The sequence below is a fragment of the Saccharopolyspora erythraea genome, assembly GCF_018141105.1.
In the GTDB taxonomy this organism is placed as follows: Bacteria; Actinomycetota; Actinomycetes; order Mycobacteriales; family Pseudonocardiaceae; genus Saccharopolyspora_D; species Saccharopolyspora_D erythraea_A.
In genome coordinates, this window is record NZ_CP054839.1 from 5,934,499 (window position 1) to 5,953,581 (window position 19,083).

The following is a 19,083-nucleotide window of genomic DNA, read 5'->3' on the forward strand; positions in this document are numbered from 1 at the left end:
GTCCAGAAGCAGGGGGAAGGGAAGCTCCACGGCACCGCCCGGCGCGGCTGGAGCCCAGCTCGAACGGCGGGGCGATGAGCGCGGTCAGCGCACCCGTCCCCGAAGTCAGTCGTGGCCGGCGGTCTCGGCGCACCCCCATGGCGTCGAGACCGCCTCGGCAGAACCGATTCCGGCGCACCACGCGAAAGTCGGGTGACGCGGACCCGCGGCGCCGGGAGCTCGGTCACGCGCACTCCGCCGACGAACCGCATCGCCCGTGCTCGCTGATCGCACCGGTGCCACAACGTGCCTGGCCATCTACGCGCTGCCCACATCCCAGGCGCGATCACCCTACATCAACATTTGTGAAACTCCGAGCCCAGATCTCAACACGAGTAAAAATTCGAGGGAGGTCGACCGTGACCCAGCCGACCGGCGCGCCTAGGCTCAGAAGCATGAACGACCCTGGGGTGACCGACGAGAGCTTGGCGGATGCGTTCCGCACCCGCTTACGGACACTGTTCGAGCAGACCAACCCGCAGACCGGGCGGCCGTACACGGCGGCCCAGGCAGCGGACTGGATCCGGGCGAACACCAGCCACTCGATCTCCCACACCCAGGTGTGGAAGTTGCTCACCGGCCGGGCCGTGCCGAGACTGACCGAAATCGAGCTCCTGGCCCGGTTCTTCGGCGTCTCCCCCAGCGCGCTGCTGCCCGGGCCCCAGGGCGAAGATCTGGACCGGCTGGCCCTGGTGGGCTCGCTCGGTGTCCGCGAGCTGGCACTGCGCCAGCTCACCGCCGATGTCGCCCCCGAGTCGCGCGAACAGCTCGCGGGCGCGATCAAGGCGGTACTGGAGGCGTTCCGTTCCCGCCCGGACCCCGCCCCTGACGAGGGCGAACGACGGCGCGATGGATGAAGGTCACGACGTGGGGAGCGGGAGACACCGTGGGCAACCACGCCGGTTGGTTGTGGACGCGTCCGATACTGCGGTGGCGCAGTGGACGGCGATTGCGCGAGCTGGGCATACCTCGGCGGTTCCGCATGGAACACCTGCGGGGCGCGCTGGAGAGGCGCCTCGGCAAGCCGATCTTCTTCGGCGTGGTCGACCTGCCCGCGTCCGCGCCCAGCGGACTGGTGCTCACCACCGGTGAGGCGATCCTGGTCGTCGCCGACGCCCAGCTGCGGACATCGCACCGCTGGCACGTCTGGCTCCACGAGCTCATGCACCTGGTGTGGGGCCATGTCGGCACGCCAGAGCCGGACTCCATGGGTGCGCTGCGGACCATGTTCCCGACGTTGCCCGACGACGTGCTGGAACAGGTGCTGAGCCGCACGACCTGCGAGCACGGGCACGAGATCGAAGCGGAGATGCTGGCGGCGCTGTGCCACGTCCGGATGGCGTCCTGGCGGGCCGCCGAGGAACGCCAGGACATGCCCGCCGAGGTGGCCGCCGCGTTGCAGCGGTTCCAGGATCTTCTCGGGTAGGGAGGGACAGTGCTCTACACACTCGGCTACGCACTCGCCGGCGCGCTCATGCTGGCCGTGGTGGCCTCCAAGACACGCGCACTGATCCTCGATCCCAAGAACGTGCGGGTCCTGGGCCTCGCCGTGGCGCACCTGGCGCTGACCATCGCGTTCGTCAGCGCCATCCCGACCAACTACGAGTCGATCGACCGGCTCACCGGCATTCCCAACCTGGCGACGCTCGTGGTCTACAGCGGCGTGACGATCAGTCTCGGCGCCGCCGTGGTGTGCCACCACGCGCTCGAGATGCCCCAGCAGCGGGCGCGGACCGCCGGTCGCCGCCAGCTCGTGGTGACCGCCGCAGCCGTCGCCGCGATGGCGGTGCTGTTCGCTCTCGCGGACGTGCACGACGCCTCGCACCCGCTGGACTTCGACGCCCACTACGCCCTGGACCCGCTCGCGGTCGCTTTCCAGCTCGCCTGGTGGACGGCCTACTCCACCAACCTCGTGCACCTGGCGCGGGTTTGCCGGCGCACCGCGCGAGCCAGCCGGCTGCCGTGGCTGCGGGCCGGGCTGGGACTGGTTCCCATCGGCTGCGTCATCGCCCTGGGCTACACGGTCGGCAAGGCGGCCCAGGTCGCCGCGGCGTGGGCCGGTGCCGATCTCACGTGGGTGTCGACCGCCCTGGCGCCGGGGCTGGCCACGCTCGGCGCGGTGACGATGGCGCTGGGCTGGTCCGTTCCGCTGGTGCCCCGGTGGGCGTTGCGGGTCCGCACCTGGCGGGATCTGCGTCCCCTGTACGCGGCGCTGCGGGTCGTCAACCCCGCCCTGGCCGACAACACCCCGGCCGTGACCGTCCTGTACCGGCGGCTGATCGCCACCAACGACCTGCTGCGAGCCCTGCGTCCGCACCTGGCTCCGGAGGTCGACCGGTTCGCCCAGGCCGAAGCGGACCGGCTCGGCCTCGACGGGCGGGGCCGGCACGCGGCGATCGAGGCGGCGCGGATCGCGGCGGGCCTGCGCGCCCACGCCGCCGGGCAGAAGTTCGACGGCGCGACGATGATCCGCGAGTACCAGCACGTCGACGCCGACCCCGGGCAGGCGGACATGGCCGCGCACGGCGCGCTGCTGTGGCGCAACCCGCCCGGAGATCCCGACTACCGGCTCGCGATGGAGGTCAGCGCCCTCTGCGAGATCGGCCGTGCTTGGCGGTTGCCGCACCCGCTGGTAGCCGCCGTGCTGGCAAACCGTGCCACCGACGCCCTCGCCGAACCCAGGTGACCCATGCTTGAACAGGCAGTGTTGGACGAGGTGACCAACCCTCACGCGGGATTGGCCACGCTCCGGGAGCAGAGCCCGGCAGTCCGCGTACGAACCCCGGACGGACCCCCGGCGTGGCTGGTGACCCGGTACGCGGACGTGCGCGACCTGCTGCGCGACGAAACCCGCCTGTCGGTCAACCCCGACCACAGCGCGGGAGAGGACTACGCGGGATTCGAGCTGCCACCGCAGCTGCGCCCGCACCTCCTGGCTGTCGACGCGACCCAGCACGACCGGCTGCGGGAGCTGATCTCCTCACCCTTCTCCGGGGACGGTCTACATCGGACAGCCGAAGTGGTGGAGGAAGAGGCGCACCGCCTGGTCGCCGCGCTGGCCCCAGAGCAGCCGGTGGACCTGGTTGCCGAGCTCGCGTTCCCGTTGGCACTCACTGCGGTCCGCGCGGTGCTGCCCCTGCCCGATCCTGCTCACCAGGCGTTCGCCGAATGGGCGCACGACGCTCTGCTGGCCCCTCGCCGGCACGAGAACGCGGTCGAAGTGCGGGCCCGCGACACGCTGGGACGCATGGCCGAGATCATCCAGACCGCCACCACCGTCCCCGGAGACGGTCTGCTGGGTGAGCTCCAAGCCGCCTGCCAGCACGGCCGGCTCAGCGCGCACGAGCTGGCCGCCCAGGTGTTCTACTTGCTGTTCGTCCCCACCGAGCCACTCGTGGACGCGTTCGGCGTGGTCCTGCTGCGGCTGCTCACCGACACCCGGCATCGCGCGGTGCTGCGCGAGAGCCCCGCGGCCCGGCACGTCGCGGCCGCCGAAGCACTGCGGTTCGACACCCCCCAGGGACTGGCGGCGCCGCGCTTCGCGCTCGTCGATCTCGACATCGCCGGAGTCCCCGTCCGGGCCGGGCAAACGCTGTTGCTGTCCCTGGCAGCGGCCAACCGGGATCCCCGGCAGTTCGACCACCCGGACGAACTCATCCTGACACGCAGCCCCAACCCGCATCTGGCGCTCGGGCGCGGTGACCACAACTGCCCCGCCACCGCCTTGAGCTACCACCTGCTGTCCAGCAGTGTCGCCGCGGTGCTGCGCCACTACCCGTCCACCACCGTGGCGCCCGGGAGCACCCAGTGGCGCGGGAACTTCCGCCACCGCGGTCCTGCGAGCGTGTGGGCCCACCTCCAGCCCTGACCTGTTGTTGCCTGGCCCACCCCGCGACCGGCACCGCCGCGGGGACTCAGGCCCCCAGTTCATCGGCGGCGAAGCGGCGCAGGTGATCTCGCGCCTGCTCGCCCGTCAGGGGTGGGACACCGCGCAGCCACTGCAGGGCGAGGCCGTCGGTGAGCGCGACGAACCGCACCGCTACCTCCGCCGCGTCGCCGCTGGTGAACAGACCCGCGTCCTGCCCCGCGACGATGATGTCGCGGATCTGTCCCTGCCAGGCGGCGTAGCGGCCGGCCTGCCGGTCGACGAAGTCGTCGTCGTGAAGGCCCGCGAGCCAGTACTCGAACCACATCCGCCAGTGCCGCTCGGTCTCCGGCGTGAACAACGCGTCGACCAGCCTGCTCAGCGCCTCGCGCGGGGCCAGGGTCCGCAACTGCGCCATCAGCGGGATGTAGTACTCGTCGATCTCCAGCGCTATCGCCTCGGCGACGATCTCCCGGACACCGGAGAAGTGGTAGGTGATCGTGCCCGGCGAAACGCCCGCGTGCCTGGCGATGTCGCGGGCGCTGACACCGGCGATGCCCTGCTCGGAGATGAGCTCCAGGGCTGCGCGCACCACCTGGCGGCGACGCACCTCCGTGGGGTGCCTGCTGCGCTTCTCGGCGGGCACGGCCCGGCGGCCGGTCATGCCGAGGTCCTCGGGATTCGCTGCCTCCAGCTGCGGGACACCACTTCCTCCCCGCCGGAGGAGGTGTCCAGCCGACTGTCCACGATGTACTCCTCCCCGGTCGCGCGCAGTTCGGTCGTGGCGTTGACCTCCGCCAGCCAGTCGTCGCGCTGCAGCCTGATTGTCCACTGTGATGTCGCGGTGGCCGAGAGCGGGTCGTCCTCGCGGATCCGGTAGGTCTCGGTGGCGCTCTCGGTGTAGGTGAGCCCGTCGGGGAACGTCCGGGAACCACCGTAGTTGGGATCGACTTCCAGGACCCACTCGCGGCCTGCCACGTCCCGGCGCACCACCCGTTCCGGGCGCTGCGGCGCACTTCCCGTCCGCACCTCGAGCGGCGGTGCGTGCTCGGGCTCGGCGAATGCGATCGCCCGCTCGGGCGCGGACCGCACCGGCAGCACCAGCGCGCTCGCGGCCAGGTCCAGCTCGACGGTGGCGCGTTCGCCGTGCGGCCACACCCACGGGAAGTACGCGGTGGAGACCGCCACCCGGATGCGATGCCCTGGCGGGAAGGCGTAGGCGATCGCCGACAGGTCCACGGTCACCGCCTCGACCTCGCCCGGCGGCCACGGCTCGGCGCGTTCCCGGCCGTTGCGGGTCAACAGGTTGAGCACTCCCCTGGTGACCAGCGTCGACGACCCGTCGGGCGCCACGTCGCACAGCCGCACGGTGATGTTGGCGCGCTCGACGTCGCAGCTCATCCGCAGCGAGACGCAGGGCCTGCCGAGGATCTCCACGCGTTCGGCCAGCGGAGCCGAGTCGAAGCAGGCCGAGCGGCCGTCCTCTTCCCGCTGGTCCGGTGGCAGATCGCTGCGGTTGCCGAACGGGAAGAACCGGCCCGCGTCGATCCCGGTGTGCTCGGGGCTGGACACCACGACCTGCGAGCCGGTCAGCTCCGCGTCGAATCCGTAGCGCGTCGGCCGCACCGACGGAGACGGCCAGGCGTCGTCGCCGACCCAGCGGCCGGGCCGCTCGGTGTAGAAGGTGCTCGGCGCGGCGGGTTCCTGCATCCAGGACCGCAGCAGCGGCTCGTCCAGGACACCGGTGTCGGCGCCCTTGAGCCAGTGGTCCCACCAACGCAGGGTTTCCTGCAGGAAGCCGATCGCCGGTCCGGGCGGCAGCCCGCGGTCCGGGTACTGGTGCGACCACGGGCCCACGATGCCGCGCACAGGCGCGGAAAGGTGTTCGGCGAGCCGGAAAACGGTGTCTCGGTACGGATCGGCCCATCCGCCGACGGCCAGCACCGCGGCCTGCACGGCCGAGTAGTCCTCACAGATGCTGCCATGCCGCCAGTAGCCGTCACGTTCCTGGTGCGCCAGCCAGGTGTGCAGGAAGGGTGCGACGGATTCGAGGCGTTCCCGCCACATCTTCGACCAGTCGTCGCCGACCACCGCCGGGTCCGGCGGGCGCGCGGTGAACGCGAGCATCGTGCCCGCCCACGCCGCCATGTCGATGCCGAGGACCGCGCCTCCGGTGTAGTGCACGTCGTTGTCGTAGCGGTCGTCGGTGGAGCACACCGTGACGACGGCCTTCAGCGGTTCCGGGCGCAGCGCGGCGATCTGCAGCGAGTTGAACCCGCCCCAGGAGATACCGAACATCCCGACTTTGCCGGTGCACCACGGCTGGTCCGCCAGCCACTCGATGACCTCGACGCCGTCGGAGAGCTCGGTCTCGGTGTACTCGTCGAGCATGACGCCCTCGGAGTTGCCGCTGCCGCGCAGGTCGACCCGCACCGAGGCGTAGCCGTGCCCTGCGTAGTACGGGTGCCGCTGCGCGTCGCGCGGCGCGGTCCAGTCACCCTTGCGGTAGGGCAGGTACTCCAGCAGCGCGGGCACCGGCTCGCCGTCGGCCGGTCGCCAGATCCGCGCGTGCAGCCGTGTCCCGTCCCGCATCGGGATCCAGCGCTCCTCGACCGCGACCTCCCGGTCGAAGTGCTCCCGGTACTTCACCGAATCTCCTTCCAGCGCCGGATCAGGTGCCCCTCGCCGGCATCGGTCCAGGTCTCTTCGTGGTCGTCGTGCGCCCAGGCCGGGGCCGGGCCCGCGGTGCCGGTGGCCTGGGGGTCGGGTTCGAGCGCGGCGTCGAGCAGTGCTCGCGTGTAGGGGTGGTTGGGGCCTGCGAACACCGCCTCGGTGCTGCCCTGCTCGACCACTCTGCCCTGGTGCAGCACCACGACGCGGTCGGCCATGCCGCGCACCACGGCCAGGTCGTGGCTGATGAACAGGCAGGCGAGCCGGTGTTCGCGGCGCAGGTCGTCGAGCAGGGCGAGCACCTGCGCCTGCACCGAGACGTCCAACGCCGTGGTGATCTCGTCGGCGATGATCACCTCCGGCGCTCCGGCAAGGGCGCGGGCGATCCCGACCCGCTGGCGCTGGCCACCGGACAGCTGCGCGGGCAGGCGCTCCGCCAACGCGGCGTCGAGCCGCACCGACTCGATCAGCTCGGTGGTCCGGGTGGCGCGCTGAGCACGCGGCACGATGCCGAACAGGCGCAACGGCCTGCGCACCGAATCCCGGATGCTGCGGCGGGGGTTGAGCGCGGTGTCGGCGTTCTGGAACACCAGCTGCACTTTGCGCCGCAGGTCCCGGGGCCGCTTGCCGGCCGGGACGCGCAGGTCGCCCGGCGTCTCGCCCAGGTAGCGCACCCGGCCGGAGGCCGGAGCGCGCAGCCCCGCCAGTGACGCGGCGAGCGTGGACTTGCCGCTTCCCGACTCCCCGACCAGCGCCAGCACTTCACCACGCCGCAGCTGCAGCGACACGTCCGACACCACGGTGCGCTTCCCGTAGCCGACGCGAACCTCGTCAAGGTCCACCACGGGCTCGGCGTCGGCCACCTCGGCACGTGGTCTGGCGTGCCGCTCGCCGTCCGCGCCGACCTCGACCAGACCGCGGTCGGAGATCCGCGGCACGCTGGCCAGCAGCTGCCGCGTGTAGGGCTCGGCCGGCGCCGAGAACAACCGCCGCGACGGGGCCGACTCGACGGTCCGGCCCGCGCGGAGAACGTGGACGTGGTCGGCCACCGCCGCCACGACGCCGAGGTCGTGGCTGACCAGCACCGTGGCCAGGGAGAGCTCGTCAGCCAAGGCGGACAGCAGGTCGAGGATGCCGCGCTGGGTGATCACGTCCAGCCCGGTGGTCGGCTCGTCGAGCACCAGGACCTTCGGCCGGGCGGCGATCGCCATCGCGATCGCCACACGCTGCTGCTGACCACCGGAGAGCTGGTGCGCGTAGCGCTTGACCAGCGAATCGGGCTCGGGCAACCGCACCTGGTCCAGCAGTTCGAGGGCTCGGCTCCGGCGCGCCGCGGCGGTGAGCCCCTGCCCGTGCAGGACCTCGTCGAGCTGCCGCCCGATGCGCATCGACGGCGTCAGAGCCGAGCCCGCGTTCTGCGCGACCATCGCCGCGGTGCGGCCGCGCAGCGCGCGGAGTCGCTTGCCGGACAACGAGAACACGTCCTCGCCGTCGATCCGGACCTCGCCCGCGGTCTGCCGGGAACCGTGCCGCAGGTGCCCGAGCAGGGTCCCGGCGATGGTGGACTTGCCGCTGCCGGACTCGCCCACCAGCGCCAGCGTCTGCCCGGGCTCGACCGAAAGCGACACGTCCCGCACCACCGGCACCTCGCGGCGGCCGGCGCGGTAGGCGATCGAGAGGTCGCGCACGTCGACGATGCTCATGCCGCCCCCTTCCGGATCCGGTCCACGCCCCACGCCTTCGACAGCCCGTCGGCGGCCAGGTTCAGGCCCACCACCAGGGTCGCCAGCGCGACGATCGGGGCGAGGCTGGCCAGCGGCACGACGGTGATGGCCGTGCGGTTCTCCGCCACCATGAGCCCCCAGTCCGGCGCGGGCGGGTTCACCCCGAACCCGAGGAACGACAACGAGCTGATCAGCAGCACCGCCCACGACGCGCGCATCGCGAACTCCACGCACACCACGTCGATGATGTTCGGGAAGATCTCGCGCACCAGGATCGGCATGGTCCGCTCACCGCGCGCCCGCGCCGCCGTGACGTAGTCGGCGGGCACCACGCTCTGTGCGGCGGCGCGGACCACCCGCACCACCGCCGGGGTGTAGACGACCGTCACGGCCAGCACGATCACGCCCGGACCGGTACCGAACACGGTGACGATCACCAACAGGGCCAGGATCGGCGGTACCGACAGCACCGCGTCCAGGACCCGCATCACCACGTTGTCCAGCCACCCGCCGCGCAGTGCCACGAACGACCCGATCAGCGTGCCGAGCCCCACGGTGCACACCGTCGCCAGGAACGACACCGTCAGCGCGTAGCGGCCGCCGTGCAGGACGCGGGACAGCACGTCCCGCCCGTACTGGTCGGTGCCCGCCCAGTGCTGCCAGCTCGCTCCCAGCAGCGCCTGCGCCGGATCGTTGGCGACCGGCGAGTACGGCGCGAGCAGCGGGGCCACGACCGCAAGCAGGATGTGCACCCCCACGACGGCCAGCCCGACCCGCGCGGTCGCCGACCGCGGCAGCCGAGTTCGCAACGCCACCATCACGCCCTCCCTCCCCTGGTCCGCAGCTTGGGGTTCAACGCCATCGCGGCCAAGTCTGCGGCGAGGTTGCACACCACGTACACGCACGCGCCGAGCAGCGCGATCGCCTGCAGCATCGGCAGGTCGCGGCTGTAGACGGACTCCAGCATCAGCTTCCCCGCCCCCGGGTAGTTGAAGACGTTCTCCACCACCACGACCCCGCCGACGAGCCAGGCGATGTTCATCGCGATCACGTTCAGCGTCGGCAGCAGCGCGCTGGGCAGGGCGTGGCGGGTGACCACCCGCCAGCGCCCGAGCCCCTTGAGCGTCGCGGTCGTGACGAAGTCGGTGGCCATCACGTCGATCACGCTGGTCCGCGCCATCCGCACGATGTAGGCCGCCATCACCACGCCCAGCGCGGCGGCGGGCAGCCAGATCGCGGGCAGCAGGTCGGCGACGGTCGCGTTCGGGCCGTCGAGCACGACGGCCGGCAGCAGCGGCACGGTCACCGAGAACACCAGGACCAGCAGGGTGGCCACGACGAACTCCGGGATGCTCATGCCGATCAGGCTCAGCCACGAGATCGCCAGGTCCGGCCACCGGTCCCGGTACAACCCGGCGATGACGCCCAGCGCCAGCGACACCGTGATCGCCACGACGATGGTCACGACCGCGATGAGCGCGGTGTTGCGCAGGTGCAGCCCCAGATCCGCGGCCACGGGGTCTCCGGAGACCAGGGACGTGCCGAAGTCGCCGTGCAGCGCGGAACCGACCCAGGACAGGTAGCGCTGCCACGCCGGTTGGTCCAGGTGCAGCTGCTCGCGCATCGCCGCGACCGCCTCCGGCGTGGCGTCGCGGCCCAGTACCTGGCTGGCCACGTCGCCCGGCAGGGCCTGCACCGCGAAGAACACCATCAGCGAGGACAGCACGATGGTCAGCACCGCCGACCCCAGCCGACTCAGCACGAAGGTCAGCATCACGGCCTCCCCCGTGCCTTGCGGGACACCCGCACCCGGTCGGCAACCGCGAGCGGCAATGGACGACGATCGCTCACGGCTGCCTCCGAAGGCCGATGTTGAGGTGGTCGAACTCGAATCCGTACTCCGAGTAGTTCACGACGTCGCGCGAGATCCCGACCAGCCTGTCGGCGAACATCGGGGTGATCGAACCGCTGTTGTCCACCAGGTAGCGCTGGGCGTCCTGGTACAGCACCCGGCGGCGGCCCTCGTCCATCTCCCGGCGGGCGGCGTCGAGCATCGCGTCGAAAGCGGAATCCGCCCAGCTCGTCTCGTTGTAGGACGACCCGCTGCGGAAGATCTGGTTGAGCAGCTGGTCGATCGGCCGGCCGGTGTACCAGTAGGTGGCGCACAGCGGCTGCCGCATCCAGATCTGCGAGTAGTACGAGTCCGCCGACGCGTTGCGCACCCGCAACCGGATGCCCGCTGCCGCGGCGGACTCGGCGAAGGCCAGCGCCATCGGCGTGAACACCGGGTCGTAGGCCGAGGTGTACACGTCGAGCGCGAGGTTCTCCTGACCGGCCTGCTTGAGCAGCGCCCGCGCCCGGTCGGGATCGTGGGGCACCCGGTAGTCGGTCCACATCGGATTCCCCGGCGGCACCGGGTTGTCGTTGCCCGGCGAACCCGCCCGCTGGATCGCCACGCCGAACACCGACTCCTGGTCGTAGGCGAGCTTGAATGCCTCGCGCACCAGCGGATCGGTGAACGGCGGCGCCGTGCACAGCATCGGGAGTCCGTACCACTGGGAGTTCGGCGACCGGGCGATCGTGGTGCGCGGCGAGGCGTTGATCACCCGCGCGGTCGCGAAGTCGAGGTTGGTCTGCGACAGCAGGTGGACCTGCCCTGCCAGCAAGGCGTTCGCCCTGGCCTGCATGTCGGCGATGGAGAAGTACTCGATGGCCGACAGCACCGGTGCCCCGGCGAAGTGGTCGCGGTTGGCCACCACCCGCCCGCGACCGGCCGCGGTGAAGGACTCCAGTCGGAACGGACCGGTGCCGACCCCGGTCTCGCCGATGGTCGCGCCGCTGCCTTCAGACACCACATAGCACTGGTAGGCGGTGAGCAGACTGGGGAACTCCGCGTTCGGCGACTTCAGCGCGAACTCCACCGTGTGCTCGTCGGGCGCGGTGATCCCGGCGGGATCGAGCAGCGGCGACAGCACGCCCTCCTGCGGCGAGGACATCGCCGGGTCGAGGATGCGCCGGACCGTGTGCACGACGTCGGCCGCGGTGAACGGTTTCCCGTCGTGGAAGTGCACGTCCCGGCGCAGCCGGAAGCGCCACCGGAGGCCGAGCGCATCGGACTCCCACGACTCGGCCAGATCCGGCACGACCTCGCCGTCGCGGCCGAGCCGGACCACCCGGTTGTACAGCGCGCCCAGGTACTCGTACGCCGAGAGGGAGCTGGCCGGATCTAGAGTCTCGGCCTGCGACGCGGGCGGTCGCGCGATGCGCAGCACGCCGCCGGCTCTCGGCGTACCGGTCGCCGCTCCGACGGGCAGCGGCGCCGCACCCGCCCCACCGCAGCCGCTGGTGAGCGCGGAGGTGCCGGCCAACCCGAGTCCGGCGGCCAGCAGAGTCCGCCTGCGCATCCGGCCCGGGCCGGTTCCGCGATGCTGCTCGTCCACCAAACCCCACCACTAATCGTACGTCTGTTCAACTCAATTGGTTGACGTACGATAGTTGCTGCGGAGCGAAAGGCCAACCCCTCACGCACGGACGTGACCGAGCGGATTCCTCCGGCTACCCGCAGGGATCGGAGCGCCTGACCGGCGAGAGCATCGCTGTTGAGCCAGACTCACACCACGTACGCGATGCGAGGCAGGGACATGACGAAGGCGACGCTGCTGACCGTCGGACACGGAACCGCCGTGAAGGAGGAGATCGTCCGGCTACTGCGCTCGGCGGGCGTGACCAGCTTGGTGGACGTGCGCACCGCCCCTGGCAGCCGCCGCAATCCGGACATGGCCAGGTCCGCGATGGAGCACTGGCTGCCACGGGAGAACATCGCCTACCGCTGGGACCGACGCCTGGGCGGGTTCCGGAAGCTTGCTCCCGAGTCGCCCGATCTCATGTGGAGGAACGAGGCGTTCAGGGCGTACGCGGGCCACATGCGCACTCCGGAGTTCGTCGACGCCGCGGACGACCTGGCCGAAGAGGCCCGCACCCGCACCACCGCGATCATGTGCAGCGAGTCCGTGTGGTGGCGTTGCCACCGGCGGATGATCTCCGACTTCCTGCAACTCACCCGCGGAATCGGTGTGCGGCACCTGATGCACGACGGCTCGACCACGGAACACCGGCCCATCCGCGGGGTACGGGTACGCGACGACGGACTGCTCGTCTACGACGGCGGCCAGCAGACGCTGGACAGCACTTGATGAACACCGAACGTGACAACCTGAGGTGGAGCCGCTCGTCACCGCCGAACTCCGACGGTCCGAATCAGGACTCCCCGCCCCGATCTTCCCCTGCGGCAGCAGCGCCAGGCTCGGCACGGCTCGTGATCTCGAAGCGGTACCGCCCGGTCAGCACACCGCCGGGATCCAACGGCAGGCGGTGGTGGAACGCCAGGGCCGGGCAGGCGCCGGGGTACTCCGCGCTTCGGACGAACCACGTCGCAGGGTCGGCATCCGCCGAAGCGAAGGTGACCACGGCCGTCTTCCCGGTGAACGTCAGGCTCCGAGCCGACGTGCCGTTGACGGCGTGCTCGCCGTCAGCGTCCTCAGTGGACACCGCGCCGTCGCGGAACGTCGCCGCCCCGCGCCAGAAGAGACCGCCGTAGCCCGCGCCGGAACGGCCGGCGGTCGCCGGGCTGCCCAGGTGCACGCAACGGTCGGAGACGTTGCGCAGCCGGTAGGACCAGTGCAGTACCCACTTGCCGACGCGCGGATCGACGCCGTCCACGCGCAGCACGCGCGCCTCCGCCAACACCACGCGGCCGTCGGCCGCCAGCCACGACAGCTCCTCGGTGAGTTCGCAGGAGTCGGCCGACACCGACACGTCCGCCCATCGGCGGTGGCGGATCTCGCCGTGGTCCTCGCGGTACCGGTAGCCCGAGCCGTCGACGTAGGTGGGTCCGCCCCAGAAGTTGTCGCCCTCCACGTCGGCGACCGCCATGCTGATGCCGAGGTGCCAGGGATGGTCCTCCGGACCCACCGCGGTGATCTCGTCACCCGCCAGGGTGCGGACCGGGTGCGCGTACGATCGCGGCGAGTCGGTGCGCGCGAGGTCCGGCCGGAAGAGGTAGCGCAGCAGGGTGGTGCCGCCGAAGCCCACGTCGACGGCATCGGCGGTCATGCACAGCGCCAGCTCACTCACGAGACGTGCTCCCGCTCGCCCATTCAATGCCCTGTTCCGAGAACAACGCCATGTCTTCCGCCGCCCTCCGGACGAACTCGTCGACGCCGTGGATGACCCGCCCCGAGTCGTCGTGCCAGTACCGAGGGGGAACGGGCCGGACCCGCTGCTCCTGCCGCACCGCGTCGACCACCGCCGTGAACGCGCCGCTGCGGTGCAGCGGAGCGAGCAGCGGTGTGGACCGCCCCGCCGCGATGTGGGCGAGCAGGTCCTCCAGCAGGTCGGTGCGGCCGTAGGTGCGTTGCCAGGACCCGGATTCGCGGGTTTCGACGGTCAGCCGGTCGCGCTCGTAGTGCAGGGCCGCCCGCCCCTCTTCGCCGTGCACCACGACGTAGGGGTCCTGATCACGCGGCCCGCACACGGTGGTGGCCACCACGACCGCGGTGGAACCGCCGAACCGCGCCCGCATGCAGGCGGTGTCGTCGGCTTCGATGTCGTGCGCGCGGTAGAGCTCCACCTCGACGCCGTCCGGAGTCCGTTCCGGCGAACCCGGTTGCGCGACCGCGAACGCCGTGGCGACCGCGTGCGCGAACGGGTTGGTCAGCGTGCCGTCCACGACCGCCTCGCCGTCGAGCCAGCGACGACCCGCCCAGGGTGCTCGGCGGTAGTACGCGAAGGGCCGCACCCAGACCCCGGCGCCGCCGATGCCGGTCACCGCGCCGAGCGCTCCCGAGCCGATCAGCCCGGTCAGTGCGGGAAGGGCGTGCGAACCGAGGCTCTGGAAGCCGACCTGCACCGACCGGCCCGCCTCCGCCGCAAGAGCGCACAGCTGCGACAGCTCGTCGCTGCTGGTCACCGGCGGCTTCTCCAGCAGGACATCGGTGCCGGCGCGCAGTGCCGCGGCGGCGAGCCTCGCATGCGTCGGGATGGGGCTCGCGATGACGGTGACGTCGATGTGGTGTCGCGCGAGGAGCTCGCCGAGATCGTCGTACACCGGGACCGGGCCGAGTTCGGCGGTGCGCACGGCCGGGGCCGGGTCGCAGGCCGCCGCCAGCCTCGCCTCGCCCGCCCGGCACAGCCGCCGCAGGTTGCGCAGATGCCAAGCGCCGTAACCGCCGACACCCACCAGCGCCACTTCGCGCAACGGACAATCCCATCCGTAGAAAGCGCTTGCTATCCGAGTAAGCTAGGCACCCGCTTGGCAACTGTCAACGCGGCGGCCCGCCGGCCGTGGAGGAGGACCGCGAAGGAGAGCCGATGGCCTCGACGCTCGCCGACGTCGCGGCACGGGCCGGGGTGTCCACCGCGACCGTCTCCCGGGTGCTCAACGGCAACTACCCGGTCTCGGCCGCGACCCGGGAACGGGTGCACCGGGCGGTCGAAGAGCTCAGCTACGTCGGCAACGCGCCGGCCCGCGCGCTGGCCGCGCACTCCTCCGACGTGATCGGCGTGATCGTCAGCGACGTCTCCGACCCGTTCTTCGGCATCCAGGCCAGCGGCCTGCAGTGGGAGGCCGCCGACTCCGGCCTGCTCGCGGTCATCTGCAACACCGCCGGTTCGCCCGCCGCCGAGCTGAAGTACCTCCGGCTGCTGCTGGGCCAGCGCATGCGCGCGATCGTGCTCACCGGCGGCGGAAGCGACGAGCCCGAGCACCTCGACGCCACCGCGGCGCTGATCGGCCAGGCGCAGTCGGCGGGTACGGCGGTCGTGCTCTGCGGCAGGCCGGCCCCGCCCGGGGTCGAGGCGCCGGTGATCGCCTACGACAACCGAGGCGGCGCACAGGCGCTGACCAGGCACGTGCTGGCCATGGGCCACCGCAGGATCGCCTACGTCGCCGGGCCGCCTGGCCACGGCACGACGCGAAGCCGCCTGGACGGCCACCGCGGGGCCCTGGCCAATGCGGGGCTGGGCGACGGTGCGACTCCGGTGGTCCACGGGGACTTCTCCCGCGCCTCCGGTTTCGACGCGGCGCTGGAGCTGATGCGCGTCGCGAGCGGCAGCACCGCCGTGGTCGTGGCCAACGACCTGATGGCGCTGGGCGTGATCGCCGCGCTGCGCCAGCACGGAGTGGCGGTGCCCGAAGACGTCTCCGTCGCCGGCTTCGACGATCTGCCCGCCGCGGTGGACGCGGTGCCCGCGCTGACCACCGTCCGGCTCCCGCTGCGGGAGGGCGCCAGGCGCGCAGGCCGGATCGCCGCCGGAGCCGAGCCGCTCACCGCCCCCGGCCGGATCCTGTGGATGCCCGCCGAACTGCTGGCCAGGGAGTCGGTGGCACCACCGGGCGCCGGACTTCCGCAGTGGGCTCCTCGCTGAGTGCCGGTCTCTGACCCCCCTCGCGTGGCGGCGTGGGTGGCGGTGGCGAGGGCGGTCCAAGCGGCTGCGCCGCTTCGAAGATCATCGAAGACAGGGTCTGAGGCGCGTCCGTCCGGCGGCGCGATCGCGAGCGCGGCCCGACTCGGGCGTGCCGCATTCGGCCGTTGACGCGCCCGGAGGCTACCTCTAGCCTTCCGCGGCAAGGCTAGTAAGCGCTTTCTACGCGGGCCGAACGCAGCGCGGAGGTGAACCCCGATGCGACGGAGCACGGGAACTGTCATCGGCGCGGCGGCGGTCGCGCTGGCCACGCTCGCGGCGTGCGCGCCCGGCACCGACTTCGGTCCGGCGAGCAACGGCTCCCCGCCCGGCCACCTGACCTACGCCTACTTCACCGACGGGCCCGACGAGAAGGTGACCCGCGACCTGATCGCCGAGTTCGAGCGGCGCACCGGCGCCACAGTGGACCTCCAGATACTTCCCTATTCCGAGCTGGAGCAGCAGTTGCAGGGCAGGCTGGCCGCGGGGCACGCGCCCGACATCGCCCGGCTGACCAACCTCAGCCCGTTCCGCAGCGACCTGCTGAACCTCTCGGCCAACGGCGCCGACATCGGCGACCAGTTCCTCGACCAGGCCCGGGAGACCACCAGCGGCCCCGCCGGGGAGACGGTGGCCGTCGCCAGCGACCTGACCATGAACGGCCCGCTGGTCAACACCGATCTGTTCGCCAGGGCGGGCGTGGCGTTGCCGCCGAAAGACCGGCCCGTGAGCTGGCCCGAGCTGCTCGCCAAGGCCAGAGAGGTGCAGCAGAAGTCCGGCTCGCCCTACGCCATCGCGTTCGACAAGTCCGGCGCCCGAGTCGCCGGCCTGTACAACCAGTTCGGCACGAACTACTTCGGCACCGACGGCGCGGTGCAGCTCGACCCCGCCAAGGCCGCCGCCGCCACGCGGCTGTTCGTGGACCTGAACAACGACGGCACGATGTACCGGGACTTCTGGGTGCAGTCGGGCACCAAGTACGAGGGCGCCGACGACATGTTCCTGCGCGAGGACGTGCCGGTCTACTTCAGCGGCAACTGGCAGATGGGCCAGTTCGACCAGGAAGCCCGGTTCGGCTGGACCGTGCTGCCGAACCCGTGCGCCGAGCGCTGCGGCGGGTTCCCCGGCGGCAAGTTCATGGTGGCGTTGCGCCAGACCACGAACCCGCGGCTGGCCGCCGAGTTCGTCGCGTTCATGAACTCCCGCCAGGCGCAGGAGAAGTACGCCGAGAAAGCGCACTTCCTGCCCACCCGCAAGGACCTCCTCGCCGAAGGCGTGGACTACCCCCGGCGCGACGCGGAGATGGACGTCTTCCTCGACGACGTCAGGCGGACCGATCCAGCCGCCTTCAGCTCTGCCTACAGCCCCGGCATGGACTCGACCGCCGACGCGGTGGTCGACGAGCTGGCAGCGGCGATCGTCGGCAGGCAGTCGGTGCCCGAGACCGTGGCGAGGATGCGGACCTCGGCGCAGGAGGCACTGGAGGCGTCCATCCCATGACGACCACCGAGTCCCCGCCCGCCACGAGCGTGCGACCGCCGTCGGCGCGCAAGCGGGGCGTCAAACCGTGGAACCAGCGCCTGGCGCCATACCTGTTCGTGCTGCCGAACATGCTGGTGTTCGGGGTCTTCATCATCTACCCGGCGCTCAACGGCTTCAACATCAGCCTCTACAACAGCAACAACGGCCGGGCCTTCACGCCGGTCGGCACCAAGAACTACCGCAGGCTGTTCACCGACGAGGAGTTCTGGCAGGCCGCCGGCGCGACGGTGATCTTCGTGGTGGCCTTCGTCGCCGTCTGCACCGCGGCATCGATCGGCCTGGCGATGCTGCTGACCAAGCCGATCAGGGCCCGCGGCTTCTTCCGCGCCGTCTTCTTCCTGCCCGTGCTGCTCTCCCCGGTGGTGGTCGGGCTGCTGTGGAGCTGGATCCTGGAACGGCGTTCGGGCGCGCTCAACGCGATCCTCGGCGCGGTCGGGCTGCCCGAACCGGGTTGGCTGGTCAGCGGCCCGCTCGCGCTCGGCGCGACGGTCTTCGTCGGGGTGTGGGCGCACGCGGGCTTCTACACGCTGATCATGATGGCGGGTCTGCAGGCCATCGACAGCTCCTACTACGAGGCCGCGCACCTGGACGGGGCCGGGGCGTGGCACCGGTTCCGCCACATCACCTGGCCGCTGCTGCGGCCGACGACGCTGGTGGTGGTGATCCTGGCGATGATCGCAGGTTTCCAGTCCTTCGACTTCATCTACACGCTCAGCGGCGGCGGACCGCTCGGGGCCACGACCCTGATGGTGCAGTACATCTACGAGCACGCGTTCCAGTCGCCGATCCAGTACGGGCTGGCGGCCGCGGGCTCGGTGGTGCTGTTCTGCACGATCTTCGCGCTCACGGTCCTGAACTTCCTGTACGGCCGCAGGAAGGAGTCGATGTGATCGGCGCGCTGCGTCCGGACCGCCGCAAGTCTCCGGCGCCGTCGTGGACCGGAACCTCCGGAGGACCTCCGCCGAGAACCGGCCAAGTGCTCACCTACGCCGCGCTGATCGCGCTGAGCGTGCTGGTGCTGGCACCGGTGGTGTGGTCGGTGCTGGCGTCGTTCAAGACCCGCACCGAACTCGCGGCGCGACCGCCGAGCCTGCTGCCCGAGACATTCCGGCTGGACAACTACACCGGTGCGCTCTCGGAGTTCGACTTCGGCGTCTACGTCACCAACAGCGCGATCGTCACGGTGGGCGCGACGGTGCTCACCCTGGCGATCAACGCGATGGCGGCCTACGCGCTGGCGAAGTACAACTTCCGCGGCCGCAACGCCCTGTTCCTGGTCACACTGGGCACGATCATGATCCCGTTGCAGATCATCCTGATCCCGCTGCACCAGGTCGTCGCGCAGCTCGGGATGACCAACTCGCTGCTCGGCATGATCATCCCGCCCGCCGCCACCCCCACCGGGGTCTTCCTGCTGCGCCAGTACATGCTCACCATCCCGGACGAGCTGATCGAGGCCGCCAGGGTGGACGGCGCGGGCGAGCTGCGGATCTTCCTGCGCCTGGTGCTGCCGCTGTGCCGTCCCGCGCTGGCGGTGGTGACGATCTTCTCGGTGATCTGGCGGTGGAACGACTTCCTCTGGCCGCTGGTGATCGCGCAGTCGCAGGACCTCTACACCCTGCCGGTGGCCATCGCGCAGTTCAACAGCCAGGAAGTGGTGCCGTTCAACTACATCCTGGCGATGTCGGTGGTCAGCATGATCCCGGTGGTCATCTTCCTGATCCTCCAGAAGCACGTGGTGCGCGGTATCGCGCAAACCGGACTGAAGTGAGGTTGGCAACC

The 19,083-nt window shown here is 71.1% G+C and carries 17 protein-coding genes; 9 read left to right on the top strand and 8 right to left on the bottom strand.

The features are described from left to right. The first annotated feature begins 434 nt into the window (after positions 1–434). The 4 genes from HUO13_RS26505 to HUO13_RS26520 all read left to right on the top strand — a co-directional run bounded on the left by HUO13_RS26505 (position 435) and on the right by HUO13_RS26520 (position 3,907). The gene (locus HUO13_RS26505; protein WP_211897745.1) at positions 435–896 is read left to right on the top strand and encodes a helix-turn-helix domain-containing protein; all 462 of its coding nucleotides are present in this window, start codon (positions 435–437) and stop codon (positions 894–896) included. A 125-nt stretch (positions 897–1,021) separates the two neighbouring features. After that, positions 1,022–1,465: a hypothetical protein gene (locus HUO13_RS26510; RefSeq protein WP_249124072.1), complete on the top strand. Its 444-nt coding sequence runs from the start codon at positions 1,022–1,024 to the stop codon at positions 1,463–1,465. Between the two features lie 9 nt (positions 1,466–1,474). Next, the gene (locus HUO13_RS26515; protein WP_211897747.1) at positions 1,475–2,725 is read left to right on the top strand and encodes an MAB_1171c family putative transporter; all 1,251 of its coding nucleotides are present in this window, start codon (positions 1,475–1,477) and stop codon (positions 2,723–2,725) included. 30 nt (positions 2,726–2,755) lie between these two features. After that, positions 2,756–3,907, top strand: a complete 1,152-nt coding sequence (locus HUO13_RS26520; protein ID WP_249124073.1) for a cytochrome P450 — start codon at positions 2,756–2,758, stop codon at positions 3,905–3,907. A 46-nt stretch (positions 3,908–3,953) separates the two neighbouring features. Here the strand turns inward: HUO13_RS26520 and HUO13_RS26525 are convergent, their stop codons facing one another. The 6 genes from HUO13_RS26525 to HUO13_RS26550 form a co-directional block, all read right to left on the bottom strand. Continuing rightward, positions 3,954–4,568, bottom strand: a complete 615-nt coding sequence (locus HUO13_RS26525; protein ID WP_211897749.1) for a TetR/AcrR family transcriptional regulator — start codon at positions 4,566–4,568, stop codon at positions 3,954–3,956. Next, a complete protein-coding gene (locus tag HUO13_RS26530; RefSeq protein ID WP_211897750.1) occupies positions 4,565–6,553 on the bottom strand; it encodes a CocE/NonD family hydrolase in 1,989 nt (662 codons plus the stop codon). The genes HUO13_RS26525 and HUO13_RS26530 overlap by 4 nt, the downstream gene beginning before the upstream one ends. Next, positions 6,550–8,277 (bottom strand): dipeptide ABC transporter ATP-binding protein, encoded by a 1,728-nt coding sequence (locus HUO13_RS26535; protein ID WP_211897751.1) that lies wholly within the window; start codon positions 8,275–8,277, stop codon positions 6,550–6,552. The genes HUO13_RS26530 and HUO13_RS26535 overlap by 4 nt, the downstream gene beginning before the upstream one ends. Next, positions 8,274–9,116 (bottom strand): ABC transporter permease, encoded by an 843-nt coding sequence (locus HUO13_RS26540; protein WP_211897752.1) that lies wholly within the window; start codon positions 9,114–9,116, stop codon positions 8,274–8,276. The genes HUO13_RS26535 and HUO13_RS26540 overlap by 4 nt, the downstream gene beginning before the upstream one ends. After that, positions 9,116–10,072: an ABC transporter permease gene (locus tag HUO13_RS26545; protein ID WP_211897753.1), complete on the bottom strand. Its 957-nt coding sequence runs from the start codon at positions 10,070–10,072 to the stop codon at positions 9,116–9,118. Before HUO13_RS26545 ends, HUO13_RS26540 begins: the two co-directional genes overlap by 1 nt. 73 nt (positions 10,073–10,145) lie before the next feature. Beyond that, entirely contained in the window at positions 10,146–11,738 is a 1,593-nt protein-coding gene (locus tag HUO13_RS26550) for an ABC transporter substrate-binding protein (RefSeq protein WP_211897754.1), read from the bottom strand. Between the two features lie 201 nt (positions 11,739–11,939). Here HUO13_RS26550 and HUO13_RS26555 point away from each other — a divergent pair, with 201 nt between their 5' ends. Continuing rightward, positions 11,940–12,491, top strand: coding sequence for a DUF488 domain-containing protein (locus HUO13_RS26555; RefSeq protein WP_211897755.1), 552 nt, complete (start codon positions 11,940–11,942; stop codon positions 12,489–12,491). Positions 12,492–12,555: 64 nt separating this feature from the next. Here HUO13_RS26555 and HUO13_RS26560 read toward each other — a convergent pair whose 3' ends face one another. Continuing rightward, positions 12,556–13,431, bottom strand: coding sequence for a PmoA family protein (locus HUO13_RS26560; RefSeq protein ID WP_211897756.1), 876 nt, complete (start codon positions 13,429–13,431; stop codon positions 12,556–12,558). Further along, positions 13,424–14,545: a Gfo/Idh/MocA family protein gene (locus HUO13_RS26565; RefSeq protein WP_211903175.1), complete on the bottom strand. Its 1,122-nt coding sequence runs from the start codon at positions 14,543–14,545 to the stop codon at positions 13,424–13,426. The genes HUO13_RS26560 and HUO13_RS26565 overlap by 8 nt, the downstream gene beginning before the upstream one ends. A 122-nt stretch (positions 14,546–14,667) precedes the next feature. Here HUO13_RS26565 and HUO13_RS26570 point away from each other — a divergent pair, with 122 nt between their 5' ends. The 4 genes from HUO13_RS26570 (at position 14,668) to HUO13_RS26585 (ending at position 19,072) form a co-directional block, all read left to right on the top strand. Then, positions 14,668–15,723, top strand: a complete 1,056-nt coding sequence (locus HUO13_RS26570) for a LacI family DNA-binding transcriptional regulator (protein ID WP_211897757.1) — start codon at positions 14,668–14,670, stop codon at positions 15,721–15,723. 255 nt (positions 15,724–15,978) lie between these two features. Continuing rightward, positions 15,979–17,259 (top strand): ABC transporter substrate-binding protein, encoded by a 1,281-nt coding sequence (locus HUO13_RS26575; RefSeq protein ID WP_211897758.1) that lies wholly within the window; start codon positions 15,979–15,981, stop codon positions 17,257–17,259. Beyond that, entirely contained in the window at positions 17,256–18,191 is a 936-nt protein-coding gene (locus HUO13_RS26580) for a carbohydrate ABC transporter permease (protein ID WP_211897759.1), read from the top strand. Before HUO13_RS26575 ends, HUO13_RS26580 begins: the two co-directional genes overlap by 4 nt. Before the next feature lie 86 nt (positions 18,192–18,277). Further along, positions 18,278–19,072, top strand: coding sequence for a carbohydrate ABC transporter permease (locus HUO13_RS26585; protein ID WP_211897760.1), 795 nt, complete (start codon positions 18,278–18,280; stop codon positions 19,070–19,072). Positions 19,073–19,083 lie beyond the last annotated feature (11 nt).